This window comes from Streptomyces sp. PH10-H1 (assembly GCF_030063355.1).
In the GTDB taxonomy this organism is placed as follows: Bacteria; Actinomycetota; Actinomycetes; order Streptomycetales; family Streptomycetaceae; genus Actinacidiphila.
Genome location: NZ_JASISZ010000007.1, coordinates 57,114 through 73,307 on the forward strand (window position 1 = coordinate 57,114; position 16,194 = coordinate 73,307).

A 16,194-nucleotide genomic window follows, 5' to 3' on the forward strand; every position below is an offset into this window, starting at 1 on the left:
GTGCTCACGCCTGTCCGCCCCTGCTTCCCACGCTTGTCACGCTTGTCACGCCGGCCGTTGTCTCCTCCGCTGCGCCCTCCGGAGCTTCCTCCGGTGACCGCGGCGGACGGTTCCTGCGGCGCCGGACGGTGAACCAGGCGGACAGGAGCGCGAGTCCGGCGAGCAGCACTCCGACGGCGAGCCACGGGACGGCGTAGAACGAGGCGCTGCCGGTCTCGTTCAGCTCGCCCCGGTCGGTGGTGACGGTCAGTTTCACGCTCACCCGGTCGAACTGCGGCGCCCCGGCCCATTTCTCGGTCAGTTCGACCTGCTGGCCGGGCAGCAGCTCCAGCGGCAGTCCCTTGGCCTGGCGGTCCAGCAGGGTGCTGCCGAACAGCCCGGTGGCCTTGAGCCGCAGGCGCGGCAGCAGGGAGACGTTGCCGCGGTTGACGAGGGTGTAGTGGATGGTGGCGTTGCTCGCGCCGGTGCCGGGCAGCCAGGGCTGGCCGTGGTCGATACGGACGTTCTCGACGGACAGCGCGGGGAGGCTGGGCCCGCTCACCCGGAGGTAGATCCGGGCCCCGACGGCCCGCCGTACGCCGACCGCGACGTTGCCCTTGCTCTTGTCGGTCTCGGTGTTGAGGGCGACGATCGCGCCGGGATGGTCCCCGGGGGCGGCGGTGTCGGGGACGGTGAGGGTGAACGGGATGTCGGCGCGGGTCCTGGGCGGCACGGTGAGACTGCCCTGTGCGAGCTTCACCCAGGTGCCGATGTCCTTGTTGGTCTCCTCGGGACCGCGGACGGCGAAGCCGCCGTCGCGCGGGGTGTTGTAGGCGTCGGCGCCGTAGATCTTGAAGGTCATGGGCGCGTCGGAGAGGTTGGAGACCGAGACCTTGTCCTTCACGGTGGTCCCCGGGCCCGCCTCCAGGGTGAAGAACTGACGTTCCTGGCTGGTGCTCGTCCTGTCCTTCGCCCCGCCCGCGGGGGCGGGGAAGACCGACCAGCGCCCGTTGTCCGCGGCGCCGGCCGGTCCTGCCGCGGGACCGAGGCCGATGCCGAGCAGCGCGGCGACCGTCAGCAGCACTGCGTACGCCTTGGCCCTCGACATGTCTGGCATCTCCCTCGGTCCGAGTCAACTGACTGTGCGTCAGGTGAGAGTCAGGGTCAAGACTCCGGAATAGGTTCCTGGAGCGGAGTAGGCCGGCACGTTCAGCGACAGACCCGCGCCGGCGGTGAACTCGCCTCCGGTCACGGTGCCGTTGGGCGTAGTGGCCAGCGTGGCGCCCGTCGTACCCACGGCGCCGGGCGAACCGGCGGCACAGGCACTGAGGCTGCCGGCCTTGGCGGTGCAGGACGGCGTCCAGCTGAGCTTGTCGGCGCCGATGACGGCACCCGCCGGACCCTTGAAGTCGGTGACCGAGCCGGTCAGCGACCAGCCGGCGGCGGCGCCGCGGAAGTCCTTGACGGTGACTGTCTGCAGCGCGCCGGTCGAGGGACCGCCCTGACCGAAGTTCACCGGGGTCATCGCCACGGTGTCACCGGCCTGGGTCATGGACAGCGTCCCCGGGATGACCGAAGCGTTGAGCTTCTGACTCCCCGGCGGGACCGGGGTGTTGTCGTTGACCTTGTACGCGATCGGGCCCGCGGCGGTGGCCGGGTCGTAGCTCACGCCCTCGAAGGCCACGATGCCGGTGGTCGCGAGGTCTTTGACCACGAGCGGGGCGGAGAAGCCGCCCTGCGCGTCAGCGGTAGCGGTGGTCACGTCGCCGGTGGGATGGGACCCGGCCAGCGCGAGGATCGTCACCTTGGCACCGGCGGTGAACTTGGTACCGGTGACGGCGACCGTGGCACCCGGGTCGCCCTGTGCGGAACCGAGCGCGAGAGTGCGCGGGTTCGGCTGGGTCGCCGGGCTCGCGGTGACGGTCTCGGAGACCGGCGCGGGCGGGTTGGTGACCGTGCAGACGGTGTCCAGCTCCAGGACGTAGCTGGTGTGGATCGTGTAGTCGCCGGGCGACAGGGTGATGGCCCCGGCCGCGGTGGCGGTGAAGCTCCCCGTCATGACCAGCGCCGGGAAGGAACCCTTGCCCGGGATGGGCGGGTTGCTCTTGGGGCCGGTCACGGCGACCGTCCCGGTCTGCGCTCCGGCCAGTACGACGACGGCCCGGGGGGTGACGACATCGGCGGGCAGCGCGATATCGGTCGGGTTGCTGGCGGCGGCCTTGGAGAGGGTGTAGGTGACCTTGACGGTGTCACCGACCTTCGGGCTCGCGTTGTCTACGGTGACGGACGCGGTGGACGTGCCGTCGATGGGCGGAAGCCCGGCCACGGCCGGCGGTATGCAGTGCGTCGGAAAGTCCACCGGAGTACTCGCCTGGGCGGGTGCCGCGAGAACCGCGCCACCACCCACCATGAGTGCGGCGGCCCCGAGCACCGCGGCCAGTCTCCGTCCCCGCGTAATGGATCTTCGCGCGTGAGCGATCATCTTGTCCCCTTGATCACAGTCCGGGCGCAGCGTCCCTGTTCCCCTGCGCTGACGCTGGTCATTGAGACCGGGTGGCCGAAAGAAGTCAATGGCGGTGGCCGACCAGATTTGACTACCCGTCAGAAACGTGTCCGAGCAGGTCAGCGCGGATATGGCGGCGGACACGCCAGCGGACACGCGAGCGGACATGCCGGGCCGTGGCACCGGCTCGAAGGGTCGGTGCCACGGGTCCGGATCAGTGGGTTCGGGCAGCCCTGCGGGTGAGCCAGAGCGCGCCGGCGACACCGGCCAGCAGCACCGTGCCGCCGAAGGTGCCCAGCGCGACGGCGCTGTCGGCCGGACCGGTCTGCGGCAGCGTGGAGTCGTTGCCGGGCGGGGTGGTGGCGCTGCCGCCGCCCGCCGCCTTGACGTCCATCGACAGCGAGGGCTTGGGACTGTTCGTCGCGTTGCAGGTCGTGACGGTGCCGAGCGCCTTGATGATGAGCACCCCGGCCGTGAAGGTGACCTTCCCGGACTTCTTGGGCGTGTAGGTACCCGTCAGGTCATTGATCTTGATGGGAGTGTTGGCGGGGATCGCCGCGCCGTTCGGGGCCCCGGCCACCGACACCGAGCCCGAGTCCGCACCGCCGAGGATGATCGTCGCGCTCGGGTTCATCGCGCCCTTGCCCAGCTCGATCGGGCTGGACGAGACACCCTTCTGGAAGGACATCGTGATTGTGTAGCCGGATCCGGAGGCGACGCTGGTGATGTCGATGGGCGACACCGCGTCCTTCTTCCCGATCGGCGACTGACAGCTGTAGGCGACATCCACCGTTTCGGCGTGTGCGGCCGGGGCGACCAGCAGCGCCGCACCCGCCGCGGTCGCCGTCGCGAGGAGCAGCACTCCACCCCGGGCGGCCGTTCTGCTGAGGACGCTGTTCATGACGTGTTTCATCGGCTCTTCTCCCTTCCGCCACAAGTTACTGACGGCACATCAGATTCGGCGGCCGACAGTACGCCCGTGATCTTGGAGAGGGAAGAGCAATTGACGAGGAGGAAATCCGCCGGAAATCAGGCGGGAGCCGCCAGTTCGGCCCACACGGTTTTCCCGGGCCGCTCAGCGTGCCGTGCGACACCCCAGTCCGTGCACAGCCGCTGCACGATGAATATGCCGTGCCCGCCGGGCCGGCCCGCACGGTGCGGAACACGCGGCGCCGGCTCCCCGGCCCCACTGTCGGCCACCTCCAGCCGCAGCACCTTGGGGCCGCGGACCAGCCGCAGCTCATCGGGGCCGTCCGCGTGCAGACAGGCATTGGTGACCAGCTCGGAGACGACCAGCAGGACGTCCTCGGCCGCCGCCCGGCGTTCCGGCGAGGAGGCCGGCAGCCAGCCCCAGGCCTGGAGCGCCTCACGAGTGAAGTCGCGGGCGCGCGGAACGATGGCACTCTCACCCAGCAACGGCAGGATCCGCGTGGAACCGGTCCCGGGCACGACAATGTCGCCCGGGTCCGATTCGCGGTCATCCGCCGCGTGGGGCCGAGTGGTGCTCATCAGCGCCTCACCTCACCGATGTCCGACAGTTTCAGGAGTCTCCTGCCCGGCGAAATCCCGAGGACACCTCGGGAGCTCTACGAAACAGGGTGGAGTGGGAGTCCGCCATCGGCGACGCTTCCGTCACTCCTGCAATGCCTCGTCCAGCGTGGCGTGGACGGTGAACACGGCTTCGGCACCCGTGATCTCGAACACACGAGCGACAACCGGCAGCATACCCGTCAGATGCACCCCGCCACCGGCCGCCTCGGCCTTCAGCCGGGCACCGAGCAGCACGTTCAGCCCGGTGGAGTCACAGAATTCCAGCTGGGAGCAGTCCACCACGAGCTTTGTGCAGCCCGCGGTCACACACGCCTCGAGCGGCTCGCTGAGCAGCTCGGCGGTGTGATGGTCCAGCTCGCCCGCAGGCGTGACAACGGCGCTCGTGCCGTGCAGTCGCACGTCCACCTGCAACCGGTCCCGGCCGGCCGTACCGACCATCCCGCGGTCCATGTGCGCTCCTCCTGGAATCTTGGGTCATACGCACTCCGAACCCTACGCGCATCGCGAATCACGCGGAAGCTGCCCCACGGCTGCCCTGCAACTGCCCCGTCCGGGGCCCGTTATGTGCCCTTCGGGCAACCGCCGGGAAGTTGCGCTGTCAGCGTGAAAGGGGGTAGGGGTTGAACAACACCTATTCGCAAACGGCCGCCTCGGAGGCGCAGCACACCGTAGTAGAGGCACGGCACCGGCAGCCAGATGCCGTAACCGAGGGAGAAAGAGCATGACACCCCGGCTCGACGCGACAACCGCGACGACGACAAGTCCGTCTGTCGGCTCTGACCAACAGGAGCCGGAGGGGCTGCAGGGGCTCCCCGAGATACCGCCGTTCGAAACGGTGGGTCCGGTCGACGCACGTGCCCTGTCCAAGACTCTGTTCCGGCGCCTCGACGCGCTGGACGAGGGCACGTACGAGTACTCGTACGTCCGCAACACCCTCGTGGAGCTCAATCTCGCCCTGGTGAAGTTCGCGGCCTCCCGGTTCCGCACCCGCAGCGAACCGATGGAGGACATCGTCCAGGTCGGCACGATCGGCCTGATCAAGGCGATCGACCGCTTCGAACTCAGCCGTGGCGTGGAATTCCCCACCTTCGCGATGCCCACGATCATCGGCGAGATCAAGCGCTTCTTCCGTGACACCAGCTGGTCGGTACGCGTTCCGCGCCGCCTGCAGGAGCTGCGGCTCGACCTGGCCAGGGCCGGCGACGAGCTCGCCCAGCAGCTGGACCGCTCACCGAACGTGGCCGAACTGGCCGAGCGGCTGCAGATCAGCCCGGACGAGGTCGTCGAGGGCATGGCCGCGAGCAACGCGTACACCGCGAGCTCGCTGGACGCCCAGCCCGACGAGGACGACTCCGAGGGGGCACTGACCGACCGCATCGGCTACGAGGACCACGACCTCGAGGGCATCGAGTACGTCGAGTCGCTGAAGCCGCTGATCGCCGAGCTCCCGCCGCGCGACCGCACGATCCTCTCGCTGCGCTTCGTCGGCAATCTCACCCAGTCGGAGATCGGCGAAGAGCTCGGCATCTCACAGATGCACGTCTCGCGGCTGCTCTCCCGGACGCTGGACCGCCTCCGGCGCGGGCTGCTCGTCGAGGACTGATCGGCCCGCACGCCGCCGGGACCCCGGTCAGGCCACTTGGATCCCGCCCTGCCACACCCGGCTGACCAGCGGCACTCCGGGCCGGTAGGCCAGATGTACGTGGCTGGGGGCGTCGAGCAGCATCAGGTCCGCTCGCGCTCCCGGCGTGAGGTGCCCCACATCGTCGCGGCGCAGCGCCCGCGCTCCCCCGAGCGTCGCGGCCGCGACCGCCTCGTCGGGCGTCATCCGCATGTCGCGTACGGCGACGGCGATGCAGAACGGCATCGAACTGGTGAAACTCGACCCCGGATTGCAGTCCGTCGAGAGCGCCACCACCGCTCCCGCGTCGATCAGGCGCCGGGCGTCGGGGTAGGTGGCGCGGGTGGAGAACTCGGCGCCGGGCAGCAGCGTCGCGACCGTGCCGGTGCCGGACGCCAGCGCGTCGACATCCGCGTCCGTCAGATGGGTGCAGTGGTCGGCGGACGCCGCCCCCAGCTCGACCGCCAGCTGCACCCCGGGGCCGGGGCCGAGCTGGTTCGCGTGGACCCGCGGGACGAGGCCGCGCCGGGCGCCCGCGGTGAGGATGGCGCGCGCCTGGTCGCCGTCGAACGCCCCCTTCTCGCAGAAGACGTCCACCCAGCGGGCGTGCGGCGCGCAGGCGTCCAGCATCGGCCCGGTGACCAGATCGACGTACCCGGCCGGGTCGTCCGTGTACTCCGGCGGCACGATGTGCGCCCCGAGGTAGGTCGTCTCCGAGGTATGTCTGCCGGCGATCCGCAGGCTGCGTGCCTCGTCCTCCGGCGTGAGGCCGTAGCCGGACTTCGTCTCGATGGTCGTGGTGCCCTGCCGCCGCGCCTCGGCCACATAGCGGGCCACGTTGGCGTCGAGTTCCTCATCGCTGGCGGCCCGGGTCGCGGCGACCGTGGTCCTGATGCCTCCGGCGGTGTACGGCGTGCCCGACATCCGGGCGTTGAACTCCTGCGTACGGTCGCCCCCGAACACCAGGTGCGAGTGCGAGTCGACGAATCCGGGGAGCACCGCCCGCCCGCCCGCGTCGAACGTCTCGTCCGCCGCCGGCGCCCGCCCGGCCGGGCCCACCCACGCGATCCGGCCGTCCTCCATGACCACCGCCGCGTCCGCGACCAGGCCGAGCGGTCCTGCGCCGAGGGATGGGTCGTTCGTGACCAGGCTGCCGATGTTGGTGATGACGGTCGTGGGCATCGCGCGATCCTTCGTCGAGTTCGTCGGTTCGTCGGGTTCGTCGGGTTCGTCGGGTTCATCGGGTTCGTCGGGGGCCGGTCGGCCGGGCAGCGCTAGGAAGAACGGCGCAGGCGGGTGATGGCGGCGGCCAGCGCTGCCGGCACGTCCGGCACCAGCTGATGCGTACCGTCCCTGACGATGTGCCGTCCGCCCACCACGGTGTGCCGTACGTCCGCGGCCGTCGCGGCGAACACGGCCGTCTCCGCGCCGAGCCGCGGCAGCGTGCCGGCGGTGCGGACCGAGTCGAGGGCGACGGTGGTGAGGTCGGCGAGCGCGCCGGTCTCGATACGGCCGGCGTCGGCCCAGCCCAGCGAGGCGTGGCCGTCATCGGTGGCGGCGCGCAGCAGCTGGGCCGCCGTCCAGTGCCCGCGGGCACGGGTGCGCAGCCGCTCGTTCAGCTCCATCGCGCGGGCCTCTTCGAGGATGTCGATGACCGCGTGGCTGTCGCTGCCGAGCGACAGCGCGCTCCCGGCGAGCTGGACCTGCCGGGCCGGGCCGATGCCGTCGGCGAGATCGCGTTCGGTGGTCGGGCACATGCAGACGACCGTGCCGCTGTCGCCGAGGAGCCGGATGTCCTCCGCGGTGAGGTGGGTGGCGTGCACGGCGGAGGTGCGCGGGCCCAGCGCCCCGTGGTCCGCGAGGAGCCGCGTCGGCGTGCGCCCGTGAGCCTTCAGACAGCCCTCGTTCTCGGCCGTCTGCTCCGACAGATGGACATGCAGCGGGGCGCGCCGCGCCGCCGCCCACTCGGCGACCCTGGCGATCCCGGCGGGCGGTACGGCACGCACCGAGTGGATCGCCGCGCCGATACGGGCGTGGTCGCGGTTCCTGAGGGCGCTCGCGCGCTCCTCCCAGGCGTGCACGCCCGCGTCGGCGAACCGCAGTTGGTGCCGTTCCGGAGGCGCCCCGAATCCGGACGAGAGATAGGCCGTGTCGAGCAGCGTGATCCGGATGCCCGCCTCGCCCGCGGCGGCGATGAGCGCCTCGCCCATGGCGTTGGGGTCGTCGTACGGCGTACCGCCCGGCCCGTGGTGCAGATAGTGGAACTCTCCGACGCAGGTGATGCCGGCCAGCGCCATCTCGGCGTACACGGCCCGCGCGAGCGCGAAGTACGTGTCGGGGTCGAGTTCCGACGCGACCGAATACATGATCTCGCGCCAGGTCCAGAACGTTCCGGACCCGACCTGCACGGTGCCGCGCAGCGCCCGGTGGAAGGCGTGCGAGTGGGCGTTGGCGAGGCCCGGCAGGGTGAGTCCGCGCAGCGCGACGGCTCCGGGGGGCGGGGCGTCGACTCCGGTCCTTACGGCGGTGATCCGGCCGTCCGCCGTGTCGATCGCCACGCCCGGCTCGACGACTCCGTTGTCGAGCCAGGCGTATTCCGTCCAGTACGTCAGCTGCACGCGAGACCTTCCAGTACGTCGGCGAGCGCGGTCACCCCGGCGAGGCAGTCCTCCTCGGCGGCGGTCTCGGCGGGTGAGTGCGAGACGCCGGTGGGGTTGCGTACGAACAGCATGGCGGTCGGGACACTCGCGGACAGGATCCCCGCGTCGTGTCCCGCGCCGGTCGGCAGCACCGGTACGACACCTCCGAGCAGCTTCGCGACCTCGTCGCGCAGCGCGTGCTCGAACTCGACGACGGGTGTGAACGACTCACGGGTGACGCGGACATCGATGCCGTCACGTGCCCCCCGCTCGTAAGCGGCCTGCTCGATCCCGGCCACCACCCGGTCGAGGGTCTCCTGGTCGGCAGCGCGCGAATCGAGCCAGCCGCGGACGAGGGAGGCGATGGCGTTGACGCCGTTGGGCTCGACGCTCACCTTGCCGAACGTCGCCAGCGCCCCGGCGAGCCGGGCCTCCCGGCGGGCGGCGAGCACCGTGTCGGCGTAGCTGAGCATCGGGTCGCGGCGGTCCTCCAGACGGGTGGTGCCCGCGTGGTTGGCCTCGCCGTGGAAGTCGAACCGCCAGCGGCCGTGCGGCCAGATCGAGGACGCGATGCCGATGGCGTCGCCGGTCAGGTCCAGCGACCTGCCCTGCTCGACATGCAGCTCCACGAACGCACCGATGCGGGCGAGCCGCTCCGGGTCCGGGCCGATGGCGCCGGGATCGTAACCGGCGTTCTCCATGGCCTGCGGGAGGCCGACGCCGTCGGCGTCCACCAGCTCCCGCGCCTTCTCGGGCGTCAGCTGCCCCGCCGCCAGCCGCGAGCCGACGCAGGCCAGACCGAAGCGGGCGCCCTCCTCGTCGCCGAAGTTGACGATGGCCAGCGGACGGGTCGGCTGCGCCTTGCGGGCGTGGAGTTCGTCCAGGGCGGCGAAGGACGAGACGACGCCCAGCGGCCCGTCGAAGGCCCCGCCGTCCGGCACCGAGTCCAGATGCGAGCCGGTGACGACCGCGTCGCCCGCCGTGGGGTCGCCGAGCCACGCCCACTGGTTGCCGTTGCGGTCCACCTCGAAGCCGAGTCCGCGGGAGCGGGCCTGCGCCTCGAACCATGCCCGGCAGTCCACGTCGGCGCCGGTCCAGGCGTGGCGGCGGTAGCCGCCGGAGACGGAGCTGCGGCCGATCGGCAGCAGCTCCGTCCACATGCTGTGGAAGCTCACTCGGAGTCGCCCTCGCGCATCGGGACCCGCACTCCGCGCTCGGCGGCGACCTCGTCGGCCCGGTCGTAACCTGCGTCGACGTGGCGGATGACGCCCATGCCCGGGTCGTTCGTCAGCACGCGGCGGATCTTCTCGCCCGCGAGCTTGGTGCCGTCCGCGACCGTGACCTGCCCGGCGTGGAGGGACCGGCCCATACCGACGCCGCCGCCTTGGTGGATGGAGACCCAGGACGCGCCGGAGGCGACGTTCACCATGGCGTTGAGCAGCGGCCAGTCGGCGATGGCGTCGGAACCGTCGAGCATCGCCTCGGTCTCGCGGTACGGCGAGGCCACCGAGCCGCAGTCCAGGTGGTCACGCCCGATGACGATCGGGGCGGCCAGCTCACCGCTCGCGACCATGTCGTTGAAGCGCTCGCCCGCCTTGTCGCGCTCGCCGTAGCCGAGCCAGCAGATACGCGCGGGCAGGCCCTGGAAGTGGACCTTCTCCTGCGCCATCTTGATCCAGCGGTGCAGCGACTCGTTCTGCGGGAACAGGTCGAGGATCGCCTTGTCCGTCTTGTGGATGTCGGACGCCTCGCCGGACAGTGCCGCCCAGCGGAACGGGCCCCTGCCCTCGCAGAACAGCGGCCGGATGTACGCCGGTACGAAGCCGGGGAACGCGAACGCCCGCTCGTAGCCGGCGAGCTGCGCCTCACCGCGGATGGAGTTGCCGTAGTCGAAGACCTCGGCGCCGGCGTCCATGAAGCCGACCATCGCCTCGACGTGCCTGGCCATCGACTCGCGCGCCCGCAGCGTGAAGTCCGCCGGCTTCTCGGCCGCGTAGGCGGCCATGTCGTTGAAGTCCATGCCGATCGGGAGGTAGGCCAGCGGATCGTGCGCGGAGGTCTGGTCCGTGACGATGTCGATCGGCGCGCCCTCGGCGAGCATCTGCGGCAGCAGTTCGGCGGCGTTGCCGAGCAGCCCGATGGAGAGCGGCTGCCGTGCGTCGCGGGCCTCGGTGGCGAGCCGCAGGGCGTGGGCGAGTGAGTCGGCCTTGACGTCGAGGAAGCGGTGCTCGATCCGGCGCTCGATCGCGCGCGGGTCGACATCGATACAGATGGCGACGCCGCCGTTCATGGTGACGGCCAGCGGCTGGGCGCCGCCCATGCCGCCGAGACCGGCGGTCAGGGTGATGGTCCCCGACAGCGTGCCGTCGACGCCCTTGCCGAGCTTGCGCAGCTTCTCGGCGACAGCGGCGAACGTCTCGTAGGTGCCCTGGAGGATGCCCTGGGTGCCGATGTAGATCCACGAACCGGCCGTCATCTGCCCGTACATGGTCAGACCCAGCGATTCCAGCCGCCGGAACTCCTCCCAGTTGGCCCAGTCGCCGACCAGGTTGGAGTTGGCGATGAGCACGCGCGGCGCCCACTCGTGGGTCTGCATCACGCCGACGGGACGGCCGGACTGGACGAGCATCGTCTCGTCCTGCTTCAGCGTCTGCAGCGTGCGGACCATTGCGTCGAACGAGCGCCAGTCACGCGCGGCCTTGCCGGTGCCGCCGTAGACGACCAGCTTTTCGGGGTGCTCTGCGACCTCCGGGTCGAGGTTGTTCTGGAGCATCCGCAGCGCGGCTTCCTGCTGCCATCCCTGCGTGCTCAGTTCCGTACCGCGCGGCGCCCGCACGATCCTCGGTCCCGACATCGGCCCGGCCTCCCTCTGTCTCACTCCACCAATGGATTTTTCCATTCACATATTGTCCGTATGAATACGTCTAGTCAACAGGGCAGGCCCGGGCAGGCTGGCGTCACGCCGGCCGTGGTGATGGGATGGCCCGCATGACGGCCGACGCCACAGCACGACGGGGACACGCGCTGCGCGCGGCGGTGGAACAGGGACTGATCGGCCCGGAGGATCCCGTCATCGGGCTCCTCGACGTGACCGGCGTCCAGGAGGCCGCGGCCGCCCTCAAGGTGGCCTTCGCCACACCCGGCGTGACAGTCGACCACACCTTCGCCGTCAAGGCCGCCGCCCTCGTGCCCGTGCTGCGGCTGCTCGCCGGCCTCGGCATCGGCGCCGAGGTCGCCAGTCCCGGCGAGCTCGCCATCGCCCGCGCCGCGGGCCTCCCGGCCGGCCGCATCGTCCTCGACTCCCCCGCTAAAACCCGCGCCGAACTGCGCGAAGCGCTCGCGCTGGGCATCGCCGTCAACATCGACAACCCGCAGGAACTGGCCCGCCTCGACGTCCTGACCGCCCAAGCCCCGACCACATCCCCCATCGGCCTGCGGATCAACCCGCAGATCGGCGGCGGCAGCATCGGCGCCATGAGCACCGCCACGGACACCTCGAAGTTCGGTGTCGCGCTGCGCGACGACGGCGCCGAGGAGTGGATCCTGCGCGCCTACGCCGAGCGCCCCTGGCTCAACCGCCTCCACACCCACACCGGCTCCCAGGGCGTACCGCTGGAACTGATGGCCGCAGGCGTGCGGGCCGCCTACGAACTCGCCGAACGGATCAACACCGCCGCCGGCCTCCGGCAGGTCACCACCCTCGACATCGGCGGCGGCCTCCCCGTCAACTTCGGCTCCGACGAGATCACGCCCACCTTCCGCGACTACGCCGGACTGCTACGCACCACCGTCCCCGGCCTCTTCGACGGCCGGTACACGATCGTCACCGAGTTCGGGCGCTCCCTGCTCGCCAAGAGCGGCACGGTGCTGGCCCGCGTCGAGTACGCCAAGTCGGCCGGCGGCCGGCCCATCGCCGTCACCCACGCGGGCGCGCAGCTCGCCACCCGTACGGTCTTCGTCCCCGACGCCTGGCCGATCCGGGTCGCCGCCCTCGACGCCAAGGGCCGCCCCAAGAGCGGCGACCCCGTCATCCAGGACGTGGCCGGCCCCTGCTGCTTCGCCGGCGACCTCCTCGCCCAGGCCCGCCCCCTCCCGCTCCTCGAAGCGGGCGACCTCGTCGCCCTCCTCGACACCGGCGCCTACTACTTCTCCAACCACTTCGCCTACAACTCCCTGCCCCGCCCGGCCATTTACGGCTACGCCGTGCAGGACGCCGACGTACGGTTCGCTCTCATCCGCCCCGCCCAGACCCTCACCGAGCTCCTCGCCGAAGGCGGGGCCGCTCAAGCGGATGCCCTCACCGGCCTCGGGTAACGAACCGGCCGGAGGGGGACAGGGCCGTAGGGGTGGGGGTTCGAAATGCTGCCGAGCTATTCGATGGGCCGCCTGGAACGTAAGCTGGAACGTAAGGAGGCGATTTCGAACCGCCGCCCCGGAGGACCCGGCCCCGACCCCGCACACGGTCGTGCCGGGTCCCTCACTCCGTGAACAGCCCCCGCGCAGCGGCCCGCGCGTCGAATTCCTCGAGCCGCGCCTGGGCGTCCGGCAGGTTGTCGCACATCGACTCCAGCAGGACGCGTCCGAGAAGCATCGGCGCGCACGCGGTGTCGAAGGCGAGGCCGGTGCCGACGGCGGCGGGCAGCAGCAGGTCGGAGCAGACCGCGACGGGGGCGAACGCGCTGTCGGCGACGGTCACGACCGTCAGCCCGGCGCGGCGCGCGTACGTGAGCGCGTCGACGACCTCGCGCGGGTGCCGGGGCAGCGCGAAGCAGAGCACCGCGGTAGCGCCGGCCCGGACCGCGCCGTCGAGGCGGTCGGCGAGCATGGTGCCGCCCTCGTCGAGCAGCCGGACGTCGGGGTGGACCTTGGCGGCGAAGTACGCGAAGCCCCGCGCCTGGGCGCCCGCCGCACGCAGACCGAGGACGGGCAGCGGCCGGGACGCGGCGAGCACGGCGCCGGCGCGGGCGACGGGCGCCGGGTCGGCGAGGAGGGCAGCCAGGTGCCGGAGGTTCTCGATCTCGGCATGGACGGCCTGCTGGTACTCGTTGTACGGGGCGGCCTCGGGTCCCGGCCGTACGGGCGCGACCTCGCGGAGGTGGCGGCGCAACGCCGGGTAGCCGTCGAAGCCGAGGGCGACCGCGAAGCGGGTGACGGACGGCTGGCTGACCCCGGCGAGTTCGGCGACCTCGACGCTGGACAGGAATGGCGCGTCGGCGGACCGGCGCACCAGGCAGTGGGCGATCCGCCGCTGGGTCGGGGTGAGCCGGTGCGACTCGAACAGTTTCAGCAGTCTCGCCGAAGCGCCCTCACTCGCACCCGCGCCCACGCTCGCGGCGTCGCGGCCGGCACCCGCGCCCACGCTCGCGGCGTCGCCCCCGTCCTCCGTACCCATCAACGTCCTCCTGGCCTATTCAGTCGACGATGACTCTGCATGAATCCATGCAACCTGGCAAGGAGTGTCCACAGGACGCACCCGGCACGCACCCACTGCGCATCCGCCGCACACCCGGTACGCACCCGGTGCGGTCACACCGGGGGCAGTCACACCGGGGGCAGCCGCCCCTTCTGCGGCTTGCCCATGGCGTTCCTCGGCAGCTCGTCCAGGAAACGGACCTTGCGCGGCCGCTTGTGCACCGACAGATGTCCCGCCACGAAGTCCATCAGCTCGGCCTCGCTCACCCCGTCCGCGACGACATAGGCGACGATCTCCTGCCCCAGGTCCTCGTGCGGCGCGCCGACCACCGCCGCCTCCCGTACCGCCGGATGGTCCAGCAGCGCGTTCTCCACCTCGCCCGCGCCGATCCGGTAGCCGCCGGACTTGATGAGGTCGGTCGAGGCGCGGCCGACGATCCGGTGCATGCCGTCCGGCTCTGCCATCGCCATGTCGCCGGTGCGGAACCAGCCGTCGGCGGTGTACGAGGCGGCGGTGGCCTCCGCACGCCCCAGGTAGCCGTCGAAGAGCGTTCCCGAGCGGATCTGCAGTTCGCCCACCGTCACACCGTCGTACGGGGCCGGCCCGCCGTCCTCGTCCATCAGCCGGGTCTCGACCCCCGGCAGCGGCAGTCCGACCGAGCCGGGCCGCCGTTCACCGGCCGCCCGCGTGCTGATGGTGATCAGCGTCTCCGTCATCCCGTACCGCTCCACGGGCCGCTGCCCGGCGAGCGCCTCCAGGTCCCGGAAGACCGGCGCGGGCAGCGGGGCGCTGCCCGACACCAGCAGCCGTGCGCCGCTCAGCGCGCGGGCTGCGGCCGGGTCGCGCACCACCCGCGACCAGACCGTCGGCACCCCGAAGTACAGGCTGCCGCCTGCCGCCGCGTAGGCCTGCGGTGCCGGCCGTCCGGTGTGCACCAGCCGGCTGCCCGTGCGCAGCGCGCCGAGCACGCCCAGCACCAGCCCGTGCACGTGGAACAGCGGCAGGCCGTGCACCAGGGTGTCCCCCGCGGTCCAGTCCCAGGCCGCCGCGAGCGCGTCGAGGTCGGCGGCGATCGCGCCGCGCGAGACCACCACGCCCTTGGGCGGGCCCGTCGTGCCCGACGTGTAGAGGATCAGCGCGGCCTCCTTCACTCCCGGCTCCGGCCCGCTCCAGTCCGCCCGCTCGGCGAAGTCGACGGGCATCAGGGTCGCGCCCGAATCCCCCAGGATGTGGTTCTGCTCGGCCGGCCCCGCGTCCGGCGGCACCGGTACCACCGGCACTCCGGCCAGCAGCCCGCCCACCACGGCGGCCACCGTCTCCAGCGACGCCGTCGCCCGCACCGCGAAGGCCGGCGCTCCCGCCACCCGCACCGCGACCGCGCGAGCCGCGCCGAGCAGTTCCTCGTACGAGCAACCGCGCCCCGCGACGGACACGGCATCGGGCCGGTCCCCGCCGTCGGACGCGGTGAGGGCCGTCAGCAGTGAGGTGGCGGGTGACAGCGGCACGGGTGTGCTCCTTGATGTCTCTATCCGAGCCCCGGCGGGCTCGACGGGGGCTCGCGGCAGCAGCACCGCGACTCTACGCATCGCCCCACGGGAGGGGGCACCCCCGAAAGGAATCGGGGGTTTCCCCCAGTGCCGGGCGCCGCCGCGCTCCGTACGGTGGCGTTATGGACGCCCGCGACCCGGAACTCAAAAAAGAACTCGCCGCCACCCTCCAGGCCCGCAAGGACCTCGGGGCGGAATACGAGTCGGAACTGGTCGACTCGTTCATGGAGAAAGTGGACCAGCGCCTCGACAGTCACGTAGAACAGCGCGTCCGCCGGCAACTGGCCGAGCAGCAGACCTCCTTCGCCCGCGCCGGCCGCGGCCCCGGCCAGCCGGAACCCAACGCGCGTTTCGCCCGCTACGGTTTCGCCGGCTTCACCATGATCGCCGCGATCCCGCTCTCCGCGATCGGCGCGGTCAACGCGGGCGGCGGCGGTCTCCTCATCACCTGGGCGGGCATCGTGGGCGTCAACGTCGCACAGTCCCTCGGCCTCATCCTCGCCGGGGACCGGGCCGAACGGCGCCGCAAGTCCGACAGCGACTGGGAGTAGCCGATAGCGGCCGGCTGCGGAAACGCGGCCGGCTCCCTGCGGCGACCGGCGCCGGAAAATGATGGAGCGGGGACCGCCGCACCCCCGGTCACCCGGGGGGCGGGACGACGGCGGTCCCCGCATCAGACGCTGGCCGGGTCAGGCCCAGACACCACGTCCAGGGAGGGTCGCCTCGGAGGTCCGGGAGCCGCTCCGGAGGCCTTGGCGCCACATCCTGTGTCGTCGGGCTTCTCTTCCCGACGACCACCAATGTGCCCGACCCGTGTTAAGCCCGTGCTGCGGCCGCGTGACGTGGATGTACCACTTTCGAATCCCCAGGTGAACAGCGCACGACGCCCCGGGTCAGCGGGCGTTGGGCCTCTGGCGGAGGTGACGGCCCGGCGGTGGGCG

Annotated in this window: 14 protein-coding genes; 3 read left to right on the top strand and 11 right to left on the bottom strand. The window is 71.6% G+C overall.

What is annotated here, in order from left to right:
• Positions 1-4: 4 nt before the first annotated feature.
• The 5 genes from QMK24_RS07055 to QMK24_RS07075 all read right to left on the bottom strand — a co-directional run bounded on the left by QMK24_RS07055 (position 5) and on the right by QMK24_RS07075 (position 4,483).
• Positions 5-1,087: a WxL protein peptidoglycan domain-containing protein gene (locus QMK24_RS07055; RefSeq protein WP_283464342.1), complete on the bottom strand. Its 1,083-nt coding sequence runs from the start codon at positions 1,085-1,087 to the stop codon at positions 5-7.
• A 39-nt stretch (positions 1,088-1,126) separates the two neighbouring features.
• Positions 1,127-2,461 (bottom strand): beta-xylosidase, encoded by a 1,335-nt coding sequence (locus QMK24_RS07060; protein WP_283464343.1) that lies wholly within the window; start codon positions 2,459-2,461, stop codon positions 1,127-1,129.
• A 235-nt stretch (positions 2,462-2,696) separates the two neighbouring features.
• Complete coding sequence (locus tag QMK24_RS07065) at positions 2,697-3,395, bottom strand: LPXTG cell wall anchor domain-containing protein (protein ID WP_283464344.1); 699 nt, start codon at positions 3,393-3,395, stop codon at positions 2,697-2,699.
• Positions 3,396-3,511: 116 nt separating this feature from the next.
• Positions 3,512-3,991, bottom strand: coding sequence for an ATP-binding protein (locus QMK24_RS07070; protein ID WP_283464345.1), 480 nt, complete (start codon positions 3,989-3,991; stop codon positions 3,512-3,514).
• A 123-nt stretch (positions 3,992-4,114) separates the two neighbouring features.
• Positions 4,115-4,483, bottom strand: a complete 369-nt coding sequence (locus QMK24_RS07075; protein WP_283464347.1) for an STAS domain-containing protein — start codon at positions 4,481-4,483, stop codon at positions 4,115-4,117.
• A 271-nt stretch (positions 4,484-4,754) separates the two neighbouring features.
• On the opposite strand from QMK24_RS07075, the gene QMK24_RS07080 reads away from it, so the two are divergent.
• Positions 4,755-5,636: an RNA polymerase sigma factor SigF gene (locus QMK24_RS07080; protein ID WP_283464348.1), complete on the top strand. Its 882-nt coding sequence runs from the start codon at positions 4,755-4,757 to the stop codon at positions 5,634-5,636.
• A gap of 27 nt (positions 5,637-5,663) precedes the next feature.
• Here the strand turns inward: QMK24_RS07080 and hutI are convergent, their stop codons facing one another.
• The 4 genes from hutI to hutU form a co-directional block, all read right to left on the bottom strand.
• Positions 5,664-6,836 carry an imidazolonepropionase gene (gene hutI, locus QMK24_RS07085; protein ID WP_283464349.1) on the bottom strand — a complete coding sequence of 391 codons (1,173 nt, stop codon included), beginning with the start codon at positions 6,834-6,836 and terminating at the stop codon, positions 5,664-5,666.
• A 92-nt stretch (positions 6,837-6,928) separates the two neighbouring features.
• Complete coding sequence (locus QMK24_RS07090) at positions 6,929-8,272, bottom strand: formimidoylglutamate deiminase (RefSeq protein ID WP_283464350.1); 1,344 nt, start codon at positions 8,270-8,272, stop codon at positions 6,929-6,931.
• On the bottom strand, positions 8,263-9,468 hold the full coding sequence (locus tag QMK24_RS07095; RefSeq protein WP_502962524.1) for an allantoate amidohydrolase: 1,206 nt from the start codon (positions 9,466-9,468) through the stop codon (positions 8,263-8,265). The genes QMK24_RS07090 and QMK24_RS07095 overlap by 10 nt, the downstream gene beginning before the upstream one ends.
• The gene (gene hutU, locus QMK24_RS07100) at positions 9,465-11,147 is read right to left on the bottom strand and encodes a urocanate hydratase (RefSeq protein WP_283464351.1); all 1,683 of its coding nucleotides are present in this window, start codon (positions 11,145-11,147) and stop codon (positions 9,465-9,467) included. The genes QMK24_RS07095 and hutU overlap by 4 nt, the downstream gene beginning before the upstream one ends.
• Positions 11,148-11,272: 125 nt before the next feature.
• On the opposite strand from hutU, the gene QMK24_RS07105 reads away from it, so the two are divergent.
• Complete coding sequence (locus QMK24_RS07105; RefSeq protein ID WP_502962525.1) at positions 11,273-12,607, top strand: type III PLP-dependent enzyme domain-containing protein; 1,335 nt, start codon at positions 11,273-11,275, stop codon at positions 12,605-12,607.
• 163 nt (positions 12,608-12,770) lie between these two features.
• On the opposite strand, the gene QMK24_RS07110 is transcribed toward QMK24_RS07105, so the two are convergent.
• Together QMK24_RS07110 and QMK24_RS07115 are read right to left on the bottom strand one after the other, a co-directional pair.
• Positions 12,771-13,685: a MurR/RpiR family transcriptional regulator gene (locus QMK24_RS07110; protein WP_283464352.1), complete on the bottom strand. Its 915-nt coding sequence runs from the start codon at positions 13,683-13,685 to the stop codon at positions 12,771-12,773.
• A 149-nt stretch (positions 13,686-13,834) separates the two neighbouring features.
• Positions 13,835-15,211 carry an acyl-CoA synthetase gene (locus tag QMK24_RS07115; RefSeq protein WP_283464354.1) on the bottom strand — a complete coding sequence of 459 codons (1,377 nt, stop codon included), beginning with the start codon at positions 15,209-15,211 and terminating at the stop codon, positions 13,835-13,837.
• A 164-nt stretch (positions 15,212-15,375) separates the two neighbouring features.
• Between QMK24_RS07115 and QMK24_RS07120 the strand changes: the two genes are divergently transcribed.
• Positions 15,376-15,804 carry a hypothetical protein gene (locus QMK24_RS07120; protein WP_283464355.1) on the top strand — a complete coding sequence of 143 codons (429 nt, stop codon included), beginning with the start codon at positions 15,376-15,378 and terminating at the stop codon, positions 15,802-15,804.
• The last annotated feature ends 390 nt before the right edge of the window (positions 15,805-16,194 follow it).

Bases quoted from the DNA above. Each gene is read 5' to 3' on its own strand.
- hutU (WP_283464351.1), bottom strand. From the start codon at position 11,147: ATGTCGGGACCGAGGATCGTGCGGGCGCCGCGCGGTACGGAACTGAGC.
- QMK24_RS07055 (WP_283464342.1), bottom strand. From the start codon at position 1,087: ATGTCGAGGGCCAAGGCGTACGCAGTGCTGCTGACGGTCGCCGCGCTG.
- QMK24_RS07105 (WP_502962525.1), top strand. From the start codon at position 11,273: ATGGCCCGCATGACGGCCGACGCCACAGCACGACGGGGACACGCGCTG.
- QMK24_RS07065 (WP_283464344.1), bottom strand. From the start codon at position 3,395: ATGAAACACGTCATGAACAGCGTCCTCAGCAGAACGGCCGCCCGGGGT.
- QMK24_RS07070 (WP_283464345.1), bottom strand. From the start codon at position 3,991: ATGAGCACCACTCGGCCCCACGCGGCGGATGACCGCGAATCGGACCCG.
- QMK24_RS07075 (WP_283464347.1), bottom strand. From the start codon at position 4,483: ATGGACCGCGGGATGGTCGGTACGGCCGGCCGGGACCGGTTGCAGGTG.
- QMK24_RS07120 (WP_283464355.1), top strand. From the start codon at position 15,376: ATGGACGCCCGCGACCCGGAACTCAAAAAAGAACTCGCCGCCACCCTC.
- QMK24_RS07110 (WP_283464352.1), bottom strand. From the start codon at position 13,685: ATGGGTACGGAGGACGGGGGCGACGCCGCGAGCGTGGGCGCGGGTGCC.
- QMK24_RS07060 (WP_283464343.1), bottom strand. From the start codon at position 2,461: ATGATCGCTCACGCGCGAAGATCCATTACGCGGGGACGGAGACTGGCC.
- hutI (WP_283464349.1), bottom strand. From the start codon at position 6,836: ATGCCCACGACCGTCATCACCAACATCGGCAGCCTGGTCACGAACGAC.
- QMK24_RS07080 (WP_283464348.1), top strand. From the start codon at position 4,755: ATGACACCCCGGCTCGACGCGACAACCGCGACGACGACAAGTCCGTCT.